The 13,698-nt window shown below is 62.9% G+C and carries 15 protein-coding genes and 1 pseudogene; 12 read left to right on the forward strand and 4 right to left on the reverse strand.

Annotated features, from left to right (window positions below; translation table 11 throughout):
• Nucleotides 1-108 precede the first annotated feature (108 nt).
• The 4 genes from odhB (at nt 109) to P3T16_RS10535 (ending at nt 4,773) form a co-directional block, all read left to right on the forward strand.
• Complete coding sequence (gene odhB / locus P3T16_RS10520; RefSeq protein ID WP_429342205.1) at nt 109-1,398, forward strand: 2-oxoglutarate dehydrogenase complex dihydrolipoyllysine-residue succinyltransferase; 1,290 nt, start codon at nt 109-111, stop codon at nt 1,396-1,398.
• Nucleotides 1,399-1,522: 124 nt separating this feature from the next.
• Nucleotides 1,523-2,953, forward strand: coding sequence for a dihydrolipoyl dehydrogenase (lpdA, locus tag P3T16_RS10525; RefSeq protein ID WP_429342206.1), 1,431 nt, complete (start codon nt 1,523-1,525; stop codon nt 2,951-2,953).
• Nucleotides 2,954-3,041: 88 nt separating this feature from the next.
• Complete coding sequence (gene zapE, locus P3T16_RS10530; RefSeq protein WP_429256998.1) at nt 3,042-4,139, forward strand: cell division protein ZapE; 1,098 nt, start codon at nt 3,042-3,044, stop codon at nt 4,137-4,139.
• A 154-nt stretch (nt 4,140-4,293) separates the two neighbouring features.
• A complete protein-coding gene (locus P3T16_RS10535; protein WP_429342207.1) occupies nt 4,294-4,773 on the forward strand; it encodes a transposase in 480 nt (159 codons plus the stop codon).
• 104 nt (nt 4,774-4,877) lie between these two features.
• Here P3T16_RS10535 and P3T16_RS10540 read toward each other — a convergent pair whose 3' ends face one another.
• On the reverse strand, nt 4,878-5,333 hold the full coding sequence (locus tag P3T16_RS10540) for a DUF2147 domain-containing protein (protein WP_429342285.1): 456 nt from the start codon (nt 5,331-5,333) through the stop codon (nt 4,878-4,880).
• Nucleotides 5,334-5,669: 336 nt separating this feature from the next.
• Between P3T16_RS10540 and P3T16_RS10545 the strand changes: the two are divergent.
• Both P3T16_RS10545 and P3T16_RS10550 read left to right on the forward strand, forming a co-directional pair.
• Nucleotides 5,670-5,759: pseudogene (locus P3T16_RS10545) on the forward strand (helix-turn-helix domain-containing protein); the annotation flags it as partial.
• Between the two features lie 104 nt (nt 5,760-5,863).
• Nucleotides 5,864-6,604 (forward strand): DUF2968 domain-containing protein, encoded by a 741-nt coding sequence (locus P3T16_RS10550; RefSeq protein WP_429342208.1) that lies wholly within the window; start codon nt 5,864-5,866, stop codon nt 6,602-6,604.
• A 268-nt stretch (nt 6,605-6,872) separates the two neighbouring features.
• On the opposite strand, the gene P3T16_RS10555 is transcribed toward P3T16_RS10550, so the two are convergent.
• Nucleotides 6,873-8,063: a low temperature requirement protein A gene (locus tag P3T16_RS10555; RefSeq protein WP_429342209.1), complete on the reverse strand. Its 1,191-nt coding sequence runs from the start codon at nt 8,061-8,063 to the stop codon at nt 6,873-6,875.
• Nucleotides 8,064-8,159: 96 nt separating this feature from the next.
• On the reverse strand, nt 8,160-8,321 hold the full coding sequence (locus P3T16_RS10560) for a hypothetical protein (RefSeq protein ID WP_429342210.1): 162 nt from the start codon (nt 8,319-8,321) through the stop codon (nt 8,160-8,162).
• Between the two features lie 219 nt (nt 8,322-8,540).
• Between P3T16_RS10560 and P3T16_RS10565 the strand changes: the two genes are divergently transcribed.
• Nucleotides 8,541-8,789 (forward strand): hypothetical protein, encoded by a 249-nt coding sequence (locus P3T16_RS10565; RefSeq protein ID WP_429342211.1) that lies wholly within the window; start codon nt 8,541-8,543, stop codon nt 8,787-8,789.
• Nucleotides 8,790-8,833: 44 nt separating this feature from the next.
• Here P3T16_RS10565 and hfq read toward each other — a convergent pair whose 3' ends face one another.
• Complete coding sequence (gene hfq / locus P3T16_RS10570) at nt 8,834-9,349, reverse strand: RNA chaperone Hfq (protein WP_429342212.1); 516 nt, start codon at nt 9,347-9,349, stop codon at nt 8,834-8,836.
• A 486-nt stretch (nt 9,350-9,835) separates the two neighbouring features.
• Here hfq and P3T16_RS10575 point away from each other — a divergent pair, with 486 nt between their 5' ends.
• From P3T16_RS10575 to P3T16_RS10595, 5 genes are all read left to right on the forward strand, one after another.
• A complete protein-coding gene (locus P3T16_RS10575; RefSeq protein ID WP_429256991.1) occupies nt 9,836-9,979 on the forward strand; it encodes a hypothetical protein in 144 nt (47 codons plus the stop codon).
• A gap of 14 nt (nt 9,980-9,993) precedes the next feature.
• Nucleotides 9,994-10,527 (forward strand): sigma-70 family RNA polymerase sigma factor, encoded by a 534-nt coding sequence (locus P3T16_RS10580; RefSeq protein WP_429342286.1) that lies wholly within the window; start codon nt 9,994-9,996, stop codon nt 10,525-10,527.
• Nucleotides 10,527-11,327: an anti-sigma factor family protein gene (locus P3T16_RS10585; RefSeq protein WP_429342213.1), complete on the forward strand. Its 801-nt coding sequence runs from the start codon at nt 10,527-10,529 to the stop codon at nt 11,325-11,327. Before P3T16_RS10580 ends, P3T16_RS10585 begins: the two co-directional genes overlap by 1 nt.
• A 159-nt stretch (nt 11,328-11,486) precedes the next feature.
• Entirely contained in the window at nt 11,487-11,990 is a 504-nt protein-coding gene (locus P3T16_RS10590; protein ID WP_429342214.1) for a hypothetical protein, read from the forward strand.
• Between the two features lie 104 nt (nt 11,991-12,094).
• Nucleotides 12,095-13,672 carry an FAD-binding protein gene (locus P3T16_RS10595; protein WP_429342215.1) on the forward strand — a complete coding sequence of 526 codons (1,578 nt, stop codon included), beginning with the start codon at nt 12,095-12,097 and terminating at the stop codon, nt 13,670-13,672.
• The last annotated feature ends 26 nt before the right edge of the window (nt 13,673-13,698 follow it).

Below are 13,698 nucleotides of genomic sequence, written 5' to 3' on the forward strand. Positions count from 1 at the left end.
CTGCGTTCTCCCGCGCCGCGTTTGACGGTTTTTCATGGCGCATACACGGTTTGCAGACGGTTCGCACTGGGTTCACTGAACCCGATACGTATTCAGGAAAAAATCACAATGGCTATTGTAGAAGTCAAGGTTCCCCAGCTCTCCGAGTCCGTCTCGGAAGCCACGATGTTGCAGTGGAAGAAGAAGCCGGGCGAAGCTGTCGCGCAGGACGAAATCCTCATCGAAATTGAAACCGACAAGGTCGTGCTGGAAGTTCCGGCACCGTCGGCAGGCGTGCTCGCGCAAGTCATCGCTAACGATGGCGACACCGTGACCGCCGATCAGGTCATCGCAAAGATCGACACTGAAGGTAAGGCAGGCGCTGCTGCTGTCGAAGCAGAAGTGAAGCCTGCACCGGCCGCCGCTCCGGCACCCGCCGCTGCAGCACCGGCTCAAGCTGCATCCGCAACGGGTGCGAATACGGCGGCATCGCCGGCTGCCAGCAAGCTGATGGCAGAAAAGAACCTGTCGTCGGGCGACGTCGCCGGCTCGGGCCGCGATGGCCGCATCACGAAGGGCGACGTACTGACCGCGGGTCAGGCCACATCGGCCGCGCCGGCTCCGAAGGCGGCGCCGGCACCGGCCGCCGCACCGAAGGCTGCGAAGCCGTCGCTGCCGGACGTGAAGGCACCGGCATCGGCCGACCAGTGGCTGAAGGACCGTCCGGAACAACGCGTTCCGATGTCGCGTCTGCGCGCCCGTATCGCCGAGCGTCTGCTGGAATCGCAGCAAACCAACGCCATCCTCACGACGTTCAACGAAGTGAACATGGCGCCGGTGATGGATCTGCGCAACAAGTACAAGGACAGGTTCGAAAAGGAACATGGCGTGAAGCTCGGCTTCATGTCGTTCTTCGTGAAGGCGGCTGTTCACGCGCTGAAGAAATTCCCGCTCGTGAACGCATCGATCGACGGTAACGACATCGTCTATCACGGCTACTTCGACATCGGTATCGCCGTCGGTTCGCCGCGCGGTCTGGTGGTGCCGATCCTGCGCAATGCGGATCAGCTGAGCCTCGCCGACATCGAGAAGAAGATTGCTGAATTCGGCCAGAAGGCCAAGGACGGCAAGCTGTCGATCGAAGAAATGACGGGCGGTACGTTCTCGATCTCGAACGGCGGTGTGTTCGGCTCGATGCTGTCGACGCCGATCATCAACCCGCCGCAATCGGCGATTCTCGGCGTGCACGCCACGAAGGAACGCGCGGTGGTCGAAAACGGCCAGATCGTGATCCGCCCGATGAATTACCTGGCGCTGTCGTACGACCACCGGATCATCGACGGTCGCGAAGCGGTGCTGTCGCTGGTCGCAATGAAGGATGCGCTGGAAGACCCGGCGCGCCTGCTGCTCGACCTGTAATTCAGCGCTGTAGTTCTGCGTATTCGTCGTCATATAAGCAGTACGTCTGAAAGCATCAGCTTGAACCGGAGCGATGTGCGCCATGAAACATGGCCGCGCATCGCTTCGTCACAAAAGGATTGTCATGTCCAAAGAATTTGATGTCGTCGTGATCGGTGCCGGTCCCGGCGGCTATATCGCAGCGATCCGCGCCGCGCAGCTCGGCAAGTCGGTCGCCTGCATCGAAAAATGGAAGAACCCGGCCGGTACGCTGAAGCTCGGCGGCACGTGCCTGAACGTGGGTTGTATTCCGTCGAAGGCGTTGCTGGCTTCGTCGGAAGAATTCGAAAACGCGCAGCATCACCTCGCCGATCACGGCATCAACGTGTCGGATGTGAAGCTCGATATCACGAAGATGCTGTCGCGCAAGGAAAGCATCGTCGAGAAGATGACGAAGGGCATCGAATTCCTGTTCCGCAAGAACAAGATCACGTGGCTCAAGGGCCACGGCAAATTCACCGGCAAGACGGGCGCCGGCGTGCAGATCGAAGTCAGCGGCGAAGGCGAAACCGAAGTCGTCACCGCGAAGAACGTGATCATCGCGACGGGTTCGAAGGCGCGCCATCTGCCGAACGTGCCGGTCGACAACAAGATCGTCGCCGACAATGAAGGCGCGCTGACGTTCGACTCCGTGCCGAAGAAGCTCGCCGTGATCGGCGCAGGCGTGGTCGGCCTGGAACTTGGCTCGGTGTGGCGCCGTCTCGGCGCTGACGTGACGGTGCTCGAAGCGCTGCCGGAATTTCTCGGCGCCGCTGACCAGGCCCTCGCGAAAGAAGCCGCGAAGCAGTTCAAGAAGCAGGGTCTGGATATTCACGTCGGCGTGACGGTCGGCGAAGTGAAGACAACTGACAAGAACGTCTCGATCGCTTACACGGACAAGGACGGCAACGCGCAGAAGATCGACACTGACCGCCTGATCGTGTCGATCGGCCGCGTGCCGAACACGGACAACCTCGGCCTCGAAGCGATCGGCCTGAAGGCGAATGAGCGCGGCTTCATCGACGTCGACGACCACTGCGCGACGGCAGTGCCGAACGTGTACGCGATCGGTGACGTGGTGCGTGGCCCGATGCTCGCGCACAAGGCGGAAGACGAAGGCGTACTGGTTGCCGAAATCATCGACGGCCAGAAGCCGCATATCGACTACAACTGCATTCCGTGGGTGATCTACACCGAACCGGAAATCGCGTGGGTCGGCAAGACGGAACAGCAGCTGAAGGCCGAAGGCCGCGAAGTCAGGACGGGCCAGTTCCCGTTTATGGCGAACGGCCGCGCGCTCGGCATCAACAAGGCGGATGGCTTCGTCAAGATGATCGCCGACGCGAAGACCGACGAGCTGCTCGGCGTGCACATCATCTCGGCAAACGCATCGGACCTGATCGCGGAAGCCGTGGTGGCGATGGAGTTCAAGGCGGCGTCGGAAGACATCGGCCGGATCTGCCATCCGCACCCGTCGCTGTCCGAAGTAATGCGTGAAGCTGCGCTGGCTGTCGATAAACGCGCGCTGAACATGTAATGCATACGGTCAGTTGACCGCACCGGCATCACACAACGAAGGCGGGCGGGTTCACTCCCTCCCGCCTTTCTTTTTTTGCAGCAACACCATGAACGTCACCGAATACTACGAAAAAGAACTGCAGACACGGGGTTATCAATCGGACCCTGCGCAACGCGCGGCGGTCGACCGTCTGCAGCGGTGCTATGAAGAATGGGTCGCGTACAAGTCACGTCGCTCGAACGCGTTCAAGAAGCTGATCATCCATCCGGATCTGCCGCGCGGCGTGTACATGTGGGGCGGCGTCGGGCGCGGCAAGAGCTTCCTGATGGACAGCTTCTTCATGATCGTACCGGTGCAGCGCAAGACGCGTCTGCACTTCCACGAGTTCATGCGCGAAGTGCATCGCGAACTCGAAGAACTGAAAGGGCAGGCCGATCCGCTCGACGAACTCGCGCGACGGGTCGCGAAACGTTACCGGCTCATCTGCTTCGACGAATTCCACGTGTCCGATATTGCGGACGCGATGATCCTGTATCGACTGCTCGACAAGCTGTTCGAGAACGGTGTGCAGTTTGTGATGACGTCCAACTACGATCCGGACACGCTGTATCCCGACGGCTTGCATCGCGACCGCATGCTGCCGGCGATCGAGTTGATCAAGTCGAAGCTCGACGTGATCAATGTCGACGCCGGCATCGACTACCGGCAGCGCACGCTGGCGCAGGTCGAGGTGTATCACACGCCGCTCGGCGCAGCCTCCGACAAGGCGTTGCGCGATGCGTTCTCGCGTCTCGCCGCGGTGCCCGACGAAAGCCCGCTGCTGCATATCGAGAAGCGCGAGCTCAAGGCGCTGCGTCGGGCGGACGGCGTCGTGTGGTTCGACTTCGCGACGCTGTGCGGCGGCCCGCGCTCGCAGAACGATTACCTTGAACTGGCGAGCCGCTTTCACGCGGTGATTCTTTCGGGCGTGCCGCAGATGACGCCGCGCATGCAATCGGAAGCGCGCCGCTTCACGTGGCTTATCGACGTGTTCTACGACCACAAGGTCAAGCTGCTGATGTCGGCCGCGGTGCCGCCGGAACAACTGTACGTTGATGGTCCAATGGCAAACGAGTTCACGCGCACGGTGTCACGGATCGTCGAAATGCAGTCGAAGGAATATCTCGATTCGCCGCGACGCATCGTCGATACGTCGCTGACGTAAGCACGGCGTTGCCACTGGCGTGCGTGGATGATGCACGTCCAGCGCATTCCGCACGGACGTCTCTGAAGCCATTTTCGAGATTCAGATTCTTCTGATTTTCGCGTGCCGGCTGTCTCTATATCTTCTCCTTACGGTTCTGATAAAGGAGAAGCCCGTGACACCTTACCGCGATATTAACGACGAAGAATGGCATCGCATCGCTCCGATGCTGCCCGAACTGCGTCCACGCTCTGAACTGCGTGGACGTCCCCTGGCCAACACACGCTCCGTGCTCAATGGCGTGCTGTGGGTTATCTACAGCGGCGCGACGTGGTCGGCGATGCCGCGTCGCTATCCGTCGTACCAGACGTGCCATCGCCGTTTCAAGGTGTGGCATGAATCGGGCGTGCTCAAGCGCCTGATGGAACAGTTGTATGGCGCAGCCGCGGAAGATCTCTGCGCCATGATGCAGGCCCGCATGCGTGTGCATGCCAATCCGGAGCAGAAGGCGGCACGTCTCGGGTCCGGTTTCGCGCAGCACGCTTCTTCGGGCATGCCGCACGCACAACCGTTCCATGGAGCTGCATCGCAAGGCGCTTCGCAAATCCCTCCGCAGGTTCCTCCATACAAGCTGCCTTACAAGCACGCCGCATGACGAAACCCGACTGCGTTAAACCAGAAAAAAGCGGCCGACGAACATCATCGTCGGCCGCTTTTTTTTGCGCGTGAAATCTGGATTGCTACCGCACTACGCTGCGCTTATTGCTGGCGAATCCACGTTTGTGAACGTCCGAGCAGCGACACGCCGATATAGCCGCGCACCACCAGTTTCTGGCCGCCGTCTTCCAGGTGCATCTTGCACTTGTACAGCTTGCCGTTCTCCGGATCGAGGATGTGTCCGCCGTCCCAGCCGTCGCCATCTCTTTTCATGTCGTTGATGATCGTCATGCCGAGCATCGGCTGATCCTTGCGCTCGTCCGTGCAGGCCGTGCAGCGACGGTCCGGATTGTCGTTCGGGTTCAGGCCCTTGATGATCTTGCCCATGAGGTTACCGTTGCTGTCAGGGACGATCTGCACGAGGGCTTTCGGTTGACCGGTGTGGTCGTCGATGGTTTGCCATGTGCCGACGGCCGTTGCGCTCTGGGCCATCGCAACGACGGCGCTCGCCATCAATACGCCGGCTACGGCAACGTGTTTCGCCGACTTCAGCGCCATCGTGCGGGCGCGCCGGGTCAGATGCGTCAGGTGAGTCATTGTCTTCCTCCTTGTTGAAAATCGTCGCGACCGAAAGTCGCGCGGCGCCGTGGTGAGTGTCAGGCTACGCCATGCCTTGAAAGGGGTCCGGGCAGAATACGTGAAAGCGCGTGCGCCGTTTTATAGTGGAACCTCTAATCAGCGATCAGGCACGCCACTTTCCCGTCGTCAGCAATGCGGCAGTCAACGGGTATGAAAACGTGGCGTTGACGCGGGGGCTGCGCGAAGCGCTTTCGATCGGTGCGTGGGTCGTGGCGCGGCGGAAGCGATCGTCGGTCGCAGCAGGTGAGAGATGACCGGGCGCGCGTGATTGTCGCGCTGGAGACGAACGGCTGGCGCCGCCAGGACACTGCACGGCACCTCGGCATCAGCCGGAAAGTGTTGTGAGAAAAGATACGCAGGTACCAAATTTTTGATGAAGAACCCGAAACGCGCGAAAGTGAGTAATAATGAGACGGATGACTAAAACAAATGTTCGAGCAAAAAAACATATGGACCATAAGTCAAAAGTTCACCAGTTGAAACTGGCAGGGCTGGCAGGGCTGGTAGTACTCGGGGGGATGCAGGGTGTTTGCGCGCAGACGAGTCCGGATAACAGCGCAAACGTCGCAGTCGCAGCCGAAACTGCCGCACCGCTAGCCGCGGATCCCACGGCGAATTCCGCACTCTCAGCAGCGCCCGTGCAACCCGTCGTGCTGACCGCCGACGAGGCGAAGCAGTCCGCGACAGGCAATGTCGCCGAACTGCAACAGATGATCCACGGATCTGAACTCAGCGAACTGCGCACGACCTACAACGGCAGCTATGGCGCGAGCCTGCTCTTCTACGGCAAGGAGATGACATGGTACGTCGCCTTGTTCCAGCAGAAGAACTTCTGGCGCGTGATCAAGACGTCGGATGAAGGCCGCGCTGAGGCGATCTATCGCGACTTTGCCCGTCAGACCATACAGCTTTCCGATGTCGAGATCCGTCGCACGCGACTCGACGCGCAGAAGGCGTTCACGGAACGCATGGTTGCGCTGTCACAGGACCGCGCGAACCGCCTGCTGGCTGACCTGACCGTTGCACGCCAGCAACAGGCCATCGTCGCCGACCAGCAGAAGCAGAATCGCGACGAAGCCGCCGCGCTGCAGACGCAAAAGCTTGCCGCACAGGAACAGTTGCGCTCGGCGCAGCGTCAGGTGCGCGACCTGCAGCGTCAGCTGGAAACCGGTCTGCCGCTTTCGCGCTAAACGCGTAGGGGTCCTGCCGCGGATTTCCCCCGCGGGTATGGCTCAGCGTGGTTCAGGCACCGAGCTTGCCCCGTCCCGGTTCGCCGTACGGGGCCTGCTGCGCTCGTGAGCGGGTATGGCGCGGGTCGTTCTCGTTTCGCCTGGTTTCGTGAGTCGAGGAGCCCCGTCTCCAGTTTGTTCATTCTCGCGAAGCGGCCGGTGCGCGAGCGCGGACCGCAAGAACGCCCCTGGCGCCATCCCTCTGCCTGAGTTCGGGGCGTACAACGCGCTATTCCGCGCCCACCGTCTGCGCTCGCGCCAGACTGCGCCGCGACACGCTTTCCCACACGGCAACGACGATCATGACCGCGGTTGTGAGGCCGCCCGTCATCAGCAGATCGGTATGGAACGCGAATGGCGTAACGATCGCGAGGAGGGCAAGCCCGACCCAGTGCGACAGCGGAAACCAGCCGTACACGATCCGCTTGTACAGCCCGTTGCCCACGATATAGATTGCCGGTCCGCCGATGAGCAGCCACGCCGTCGCCCATACGATGCGCTGGTCGGGATGCAGGATCACGAGATCGTCGGCGGCTGCGGAGACGATGATCCCAGCGATCAGAATGACATGCACGTAGTGGAAATACGCGGCCATCAGGCCGGGCTCGTCGGACTTCCCGATCGCGCGGCTGCCCGCGCTGCTGCTGGAGTCGAAATACACCCACCACATCGCGACGCTGCCGAGAAAGCACACCAGAAACGCGATGATCGCCGGCGCGCCCCACGCCTCGATGTCCGATAGCGTACCGCCCGTTACCAGCACCGATTCGCCCAGCGCGAGAATCACGAACCCCTGGCAGCGTTCCGCGATATGACCGCCTTCAGCCGAACGCCAGTCCGCGGCACCCGAACGGCCGAGACCGGGCAGTGGAAAGCCGAACATCGGTGACAGATATTCGCAGAGCACCGCGACACCCCAGCACGCGAAGCGCGCAGGGCCGTCGAGCAGACCGCCGGCAATCCACGCGACGCCTGAGATCACGAGCCACCCGCAGATGCGCCGGAAGTTCGCCGTCAACGCGTGCCGGCCGCCGAGAAAACGCAGCACGACGACACTGCGGCCCACCTGAATCGTCACGTAGCTGATCGCGAACACGAGCCCGCGCTCGCCCCACGCGAGCGGCAGGCTCGCCGCCATCACCATGCCGACCAGCATCACTGCAAACAGCAGCAGCCGCACCTGGATGCGTTCAGGATCGAACCAGTTGGTGACCCAGCACGTGTACTGCCAGCCGAGCCAGACCGCGAACCAGAGAATGAGCGTCTGCAATGCGCCGAACGCGCTCAGGTCGTGGACGAGCCGGTGCGACAGCTGCGTGACCGCGAATGCGTAGATCAGGTCGAAGAACAGTTCGACGTAGGTGACGCGCGCTTCCTGGCCATCGCGTGGACGCAGGAAGCGGGCAGTGCCGGTGGGCATGGTGTCGTTCCTTCTGCTGGGAGCTGGCCGGCCGTCTCGAGGAAAATCGTCCCGGAATTCGTGCGCAACAATCAGCGCGCTAGTGGCGCGGCGACCTCAGTCTGGCTTCCTTCCGGTGGCCTTGGGCACTTGCACTTTGTCCTCTTCGGAATGCACGGCGATTGGGTCACTGGCGGGGAAGGTTTCATCGAGCGCCTCGTCGAGACGGGCGTCTGACGGATCGACCGGTTCCGGTGCGCCGGGTTTGGGTTTCGACATGGTAGTGCTCCGCTCGAAGAGGTGGAACGGCCAGCATAGCGCAAAGGCATGCGATGCGAGCAGCTGGCCGTACGGCCAGCTTCGCAGTGCGTGCCCTGGATGATCGAAGGCTTTCAGCGGAAGCTGAAAAATCGCGCCGCATCGCTCGTCTTCGGTGTGTCACGGTGATGGCACAAGCTGGTGTCATTCGCGTGGACACACGGACAGGGCGACTCTGACATGGACATGAAGACGAACGGGCCGGCGCAACGCGTTCACGCCTCGCATGTGGTGGAGGCGGAACTGGCGCATCTGGAGTGGGCGACGCGACAACCGGTCGATCGAACGCTGAGCCCCGACTACTGGCAGCGCCGCGTGCTCGCGGTGAAGTGCAGGTTTGAATTGACGCCGCAGCAGGGGCAGCGTGTCGAAGCGATCCTGAAGCGTATTGAAGCGATCCTGCAGCGACTCGACAATCGCCTCCGGTAGGCGCCGGCCTGTCGTTTCAGACGAAGACCGGCCGCCTGGGCAGGTTACTCGTTGCCGTTATTGTTGTTTCCGTCACCGTTGCCGGTGCCGAAGAGGCGCCGGCGGCGCGTCACCACAACGGGGCCGTCCGATGCCGGTCGATCTGTCCCGGCCGATGAGCCCGATGAGCCAGTCGAGCTCGACGAACCCGTCGCACCTGAATCCGGAGAAGATGACGAACCCGGACCATAAGCGCCACGCGGCTCGCGGGGTTCTCTCGGCTCGCGCGGTTCACGATGGTCGCGCGAACCGTGCGGGCCGCGCGTGGTGTGTTCGCCGTGTGAAGGACGGCCCGCGCGCGGCGCCGGACGGGTGCCGGTGTCGAGCTGGATTGTCGAGATGGCGCGTTTGTAGATGCCCTGCAGGCCAACGGGCGTGCGCAGCATCACCAGATACTGATCGAACGACTCGATGCACCCCGTCAGGCGGATACCATTGACGAGATAAATTTCAACGCGCTTTCTTTCTTTGCGCGCTGCGTTCATGAAGTCGTTTTGCGGATGCGATTCTGCGGAAGGCATGGGCGATTCGGAGGCGGGCAGCGATGCGCCGCGGTCAGTTATAAGAATGGCTACTCGCCGCGATTCTACCCTGTAACCGGATACAAACGCGTTGTGCGGGCGGCCTCACGCCCACTATAACGGCTTGCGGGCCCGGAAGCATCCCTTAAAGTATTGTGTAACGTGTAGTTACGATTTATCGCAATCCGCGCGCGGTGCGGTCCCGCCGTTCGGTCCCGCCGTTCGGTTCGCCGCACGCCGCGCGGTTCAACGCAGCGGGGCGCGCGGATATCGGAATAAAAGCAGCGCGGGGAACGTTAAGTCTGCATGGTGTGCGTCGGGAGGTCCGGCGCCGCCAGTCTGACCAGCACGAAGAGACCAGAACAGACCGAACCCGTTCGATTCAACCCGACCCCAACCCGGGCGAACCCTCCGGCGCACGCGAAGACCGCACCTCGAGTGGGGCGTCGCGCGTGCCGCCCGGTCCGCGCCAGCAGGAGACGACAGATGAACATGCCTCGCATTCTTTCCACTGCACTCACGATCCTGGTGCTCGCGCTGTCGTCGCTGACGGCGGCGTGTGGCGACATGGCCGCCTCGGGCAGCAGCACGACCAACAGCGGCGGTAGCGGCACCGGCGGCGGTTACTGACGCCCGTGTTGCGCCTGAACGCCCGCCGGGCGAGCTTCGAAGCGGATGTGATTTCGTGGCTCCCGCAGTTGCGCCGCTATGCGCGCGCGCTGACGGGCGATGTCGCGTGGGCGGACGATCTGGTGCAGGACACCGCGGAGCGCGCGCTTGCTCGCTGGACGGCGTTTCGTCCGGACACGAACCTGCGCGCGTGGCTGCTGACGATCCTGCGGCATCTGTACATCGACCAGTTGCGGGTGCGCCGCGAGATTGCCGTCGACGACGAAAGCGCGCCCTGGCGCAATCTGGAGGCGCCGCATGGCGAGGTCGACGGGCTCGTTCTGCGAGATGTTCAGCGGGCGCTGTATTACCTGCCGGTCGAGCAACGCGAGGTATTGCTACTGGTGTGTATCGAGGAATTGTCGTATCAGGAAACATCGATGGCACTCGGGGTGCCGATCGGTACAGTGATGTCGCGGCTGTCCCGCGCGCGTGAACACATGCGGGCCCTCCTCACGGAAGGCCCGGCGCGCAGATCCGCGCCGTTGAAAGTAGTGAGAGGCTCGTGATGACAAACGACGAACAACACGACCACGTGCACGATCCCGCGACCGGGCTGGATCCGCGCGCGCTGTCCGCGCTCGTCGACGACGAGTTGCCGGAAGGCGAACGCGCCGCGCTACTGGAGCGGCTTGCTCAGGATCCGGAGGCGGCCAGCCGCATTGCCGGCTACCGGGCGCAGAAGGCCGCGTTGAAGGCGCTGGGCGCGTCGGCGGCGCATAGCGAGCCTCATGTCGTCGTGCTGCGCGCGCGCACGCCGTGGTGGCGTCAGGCGGGCATCGCGGCGTGTTGGCTGGCGGTGGGCGCAGGCCTCGCGCTCACGCTCGCACCCATGGCGCCGCGCCTTATCGGTGGCGGGGGCGGCGAGCCGGCTTTTGCGCAGCGCGCCGATATCGCCTACGCCGTGTACACGCCGGAGCGTCGACATCCTGTGGAAGTGGCGGCGGCCGAAGAAGAGCATCTGATCGCGTGGCTCTCGAAGCGGTTGAACCGTTCGCTGTCGGTGCCGTCGCTGCAGGAGTATGGCTACACGCTCGTCGGTGGCCGGCTGTTGCCGGGTGAAGCGGGGCCGGCAGCGCAGTTCATGTACGAGAATCACACCGGCGCGCGGCTGACGCTTTACGTCACCGCCACGCCGAAGGGCGAAACGGCGTTTCGCCTGTTCCGGGATGGGAATCGTCGTACCTTCTACTGGGTGAGCGACGAAATGGGCTACGCACTTTCTGGTCCGATCTCGGAAGGCAAGCTGCGCACGATCGCGATCGACGTATGCAGTGAACTCGGCGGGCGTCCGGAGTCGTGGCAATAGCGGTGATGGTGGCGTTGGCAGCAGCGACAGCAGGACGAACGCCAGCCCGACATCGCACCAGCAGGACACGGTACAGAACAGGACAGAACAGACGAAGGCAGAGGACCACGCGGGGATCGGCAAGGACGGCATTGCGGGCCGTCGAGGCAGGGCGGAATCATGCGCAACATCATTGGACTCGGAACGGTGCTTGGCACCTGCATTGCGTGCACGACGCCGGTGGCGTCGCAATCAATGGCGGAGGATCCGCTGAACGATCCGGCGCTGACGTGCCGCACGGTCGTTGGCGAAGCGGAAATCGATGGCGCGATGCAGCAGATCATGGGGCGGGCTTGCCGGCAGCCGGATGGCACCTGGCAGATCGTGCAGGGCACGGATAGCAGTGAGACGGCCATTTACCCCGTCCCGGCGTATCCGTACTATCCGTATTATCCGTATTACGACCCGTGGTACTGGGGGCCGCCGGTGACGATCGGCGTCGGAGCGTCGTTTATCTTCGTCGATCATTTTCATCACTTCCATCACATGGACCACGTCCATTTCAGTCATCCGTCGAATGGGATGGGCATGCGTGGCGGCTTTCGCGGCACCGGCGGTGGGTCTCACGGAATGGGCGGCATGCGGCAATTCGGCGGCATGTCGGGTGGTGGCCGGCGACATTAGCGCAAGACGTCCCACTCGCGCAGGCGATCGCCCCGGCCACTGACGATGTAGATGGCCGGCGTCGATGACGGTCGACGGTCGCCGGTCGCGTCGAGGAGGGCGACTTGAGCCGCGTATTGCCGCCGGGTGTTTCCGAAGCGAACTTCGATCGCGCGCTCGCTGCGTGGGCGGCGATCGTCGGTGCGCCGAATGTCGTGTCGTCATCGACGGGTCTCGCGCCGTATCGCGATCCGTTTGCGCTGGGGCCGGCGTTTGATTTCGCTGCATCGGCGGCGTTGCTGCCGGCTTCCGTCGACGAAATCCGCGCCGTGCTGCGCGTCGCCAACCAGTATCGCATTCCGCTGTGGACCGTTTCGACCGGGCGCAACTTCGCGTACGGCGGCGCGGCGCCACGTCTTGCCGGTGCCGTCGTGCTCGATCTGCAGCGGATGAACCGCGTCATTCATGTCGACGAATCGCTCGCGTATGCGCTCGTCGAACCCGGCGTCAGCTATTTCGATCTGCACACGTATCTGCGCAACAACGGCTACCGGCTGTGGGTCGATCCGCCGGCAGCGGGCTGGGGCAGCGTGATCGGCAATACACTGGAGCGCGGTTTCGGCTACACGTCATATGGCGATCACGCTGCGACGCAATGCGGAATGGAAGTCGTGCTCGCAAACGGCGACGTGGTGCGCACCGGCATGGGCGGTATCGAGATCGGTACTTCATGGCAGTTGTACAAGCCCGGCTACGGGCCATCGTTCGACGCGATGTTCATGCAGTCGAACTACGGCATCGTCACGAAGATGGGCGTGTGGCTGATGCCGGCGCCGCCTTCGTATCTGCTCGGCGAATTCCAGTTTCGCAACGAGAGCGATCTGGAGACGATCGTCGAAACGTTGCGGCCATTGCGGCTCGACGACACGATCCGCAATCACGCGGTGATCGAAGGCGCGATCCGGCGCGCGGCGAGCCTCGCGCCGCGCGCGCAGTATTACGACGGCGCTGGACCGATGCCGGAGAGCGCCGTTGTGGCGATGATCGACCGCCTTCACATCGGCCGCTGGAACCTGCATTTTGCGTTGTACGGCTCGCAGGACATCATCGACGCGCAGTACGCCAGTGTGCATCGCGCGTTTGCGCGCGTGCCGGGCGCGGTGCTGTCGGCGGCGCGTTATGCGGGCGATGCGCAACCCACCGGTGGGGGCGATCGCAATCTTGCCGGCATTCCGGCGATGAGCGCGTTTCGCATGCTCGACTGGCGCGGCGGCGCGGGCGCGCATGTGGATTTTTCGCCGGTGTGCCCGGCGACCGGCCGCGACGCGATACGTCAATACACGATGGTGAAGGCACGCGCGGCAGAGTATGGCTTCGACTACTACGGCGGTTTTACGGCGGGCACGCGTCACCTGCATCACATCTTCGCGGCGATTTTCGATCGCAACGACGCGCAGCAGTCGGAAGTGGCGGGGGATCTCCTGCGCGCGTTGATGAGCGATGCACGGGCAGCGGGCTATGGCGAATATCGCGCGCATCTGGCGTACATGGATTTTGCCGCGGCGCAGTACAGCTTCAACGACGGCGCGATGCTGCGCCTTTCGGAAACGATCAAGGATGCGCTCGATCCCGGTGGCATTCTGTCGCCGGGCAAGCAGGGCATCTGGCCGCGAGCGTGGCGTGGAAAGCGGGGTTATACGTGAGCGTGCGCATGGAGTACGACGAGCGC

It is taken from the genome of Paraburkholderia sp. GAS42, from assembly GCF_050436565.1.
Taxonomy (GTDB): Bacteria; Pseudomonadota; Gammaproteobacteria; order Burkholderiales; family Burkholderiaceae; genus Paraburkholderia.

Excerpts from the sequence above, each read along its gene's own strand:
- odhB (WP_429342205.1), top strand. The coding sequence starts at position 109 with ATGGCTATTGTAGAAGTCAAGGTTCCCCAGCTCTCCGAGTCCGTCTCG.
- lpdA (WP_429342206.1), top strand. The coding sequence starts at position 1,523 with ATGTCCAAAGAATTTGATGTCGTCGTGATCGGTGCCGGTCCCGGCGGC.
- zapE (WP_429256998.1), top strand. The coding sequence starts at position 3,042 with ATGAACGTCACCGAATACTACGAAAAAGAACTGCAGACACGGGGTTAT.
- P3T16_RS10540 (WP_429342285.1), bottom strand. The coding sequence starts at position 5,333 with ATGGCGCTGAAGTCGGCGAAACACGTTGCCGTAGCCGGCGTATTGATG.
- P3T16_RS10550 (WP_429342208.1), top strand. The coding sequence starts at position 5,864 with ATGGACCATAAGTCAAAAGTTCACCAGTTGAAACTGGCAGGGCTGGCA.
- P3T16_RS10555 (WP_429342209.1), bottom strand. The coding sequence starts at position 8,063 with ATGCCCACCGGCACTGCCCGCTTCCTGCGTCCACGCGATGGCCAGGAA.
- P3T16_RS10560 (WP_429342210.1), bottom strand. The coding sequence starts at position 8,321 with ATGTCGAAACCCAAACCCGGCGCACCGGAACCGGTCGATCCGTCAGAC.
- P3T16_RS10565 (WP_429342211.1), top strand. The coding sequence starts at position 8,541 with ATGGACATGAAGACGAACGGGCCGGCGCAACGCGTTCACGCCTCGCAT.
- hfq (WP_429342212.1), bottom strand. The coding sequence starts at position 9,349 with ATGCCTTCCGCAGAATCGCATCCGCAAAACGACTTCATGAACGCAGCG.
- P3T16_RS10575 (WP_429256991.1), top strand. The coding sequence starts at position 9,836 with ATGAACATGCCTCGCATTCTTTCCACTGCACTCACGATCCTGGTGCTC.
- P3T16_RS10585 (WP_429342213.1), top strand. The coding sequence starts at position 10,527 with ATGACAAACGACGAACAACACGACCACGTGCACGATCCCGCGACCGGG.
- P3T16_RS10590 (WP_429342214.1), top strand. The coding sequence starts at position 11,487 with ATGCGCAACATCATTGGACTCGGAACGGTGCTTGGCACCTGCATTGCG.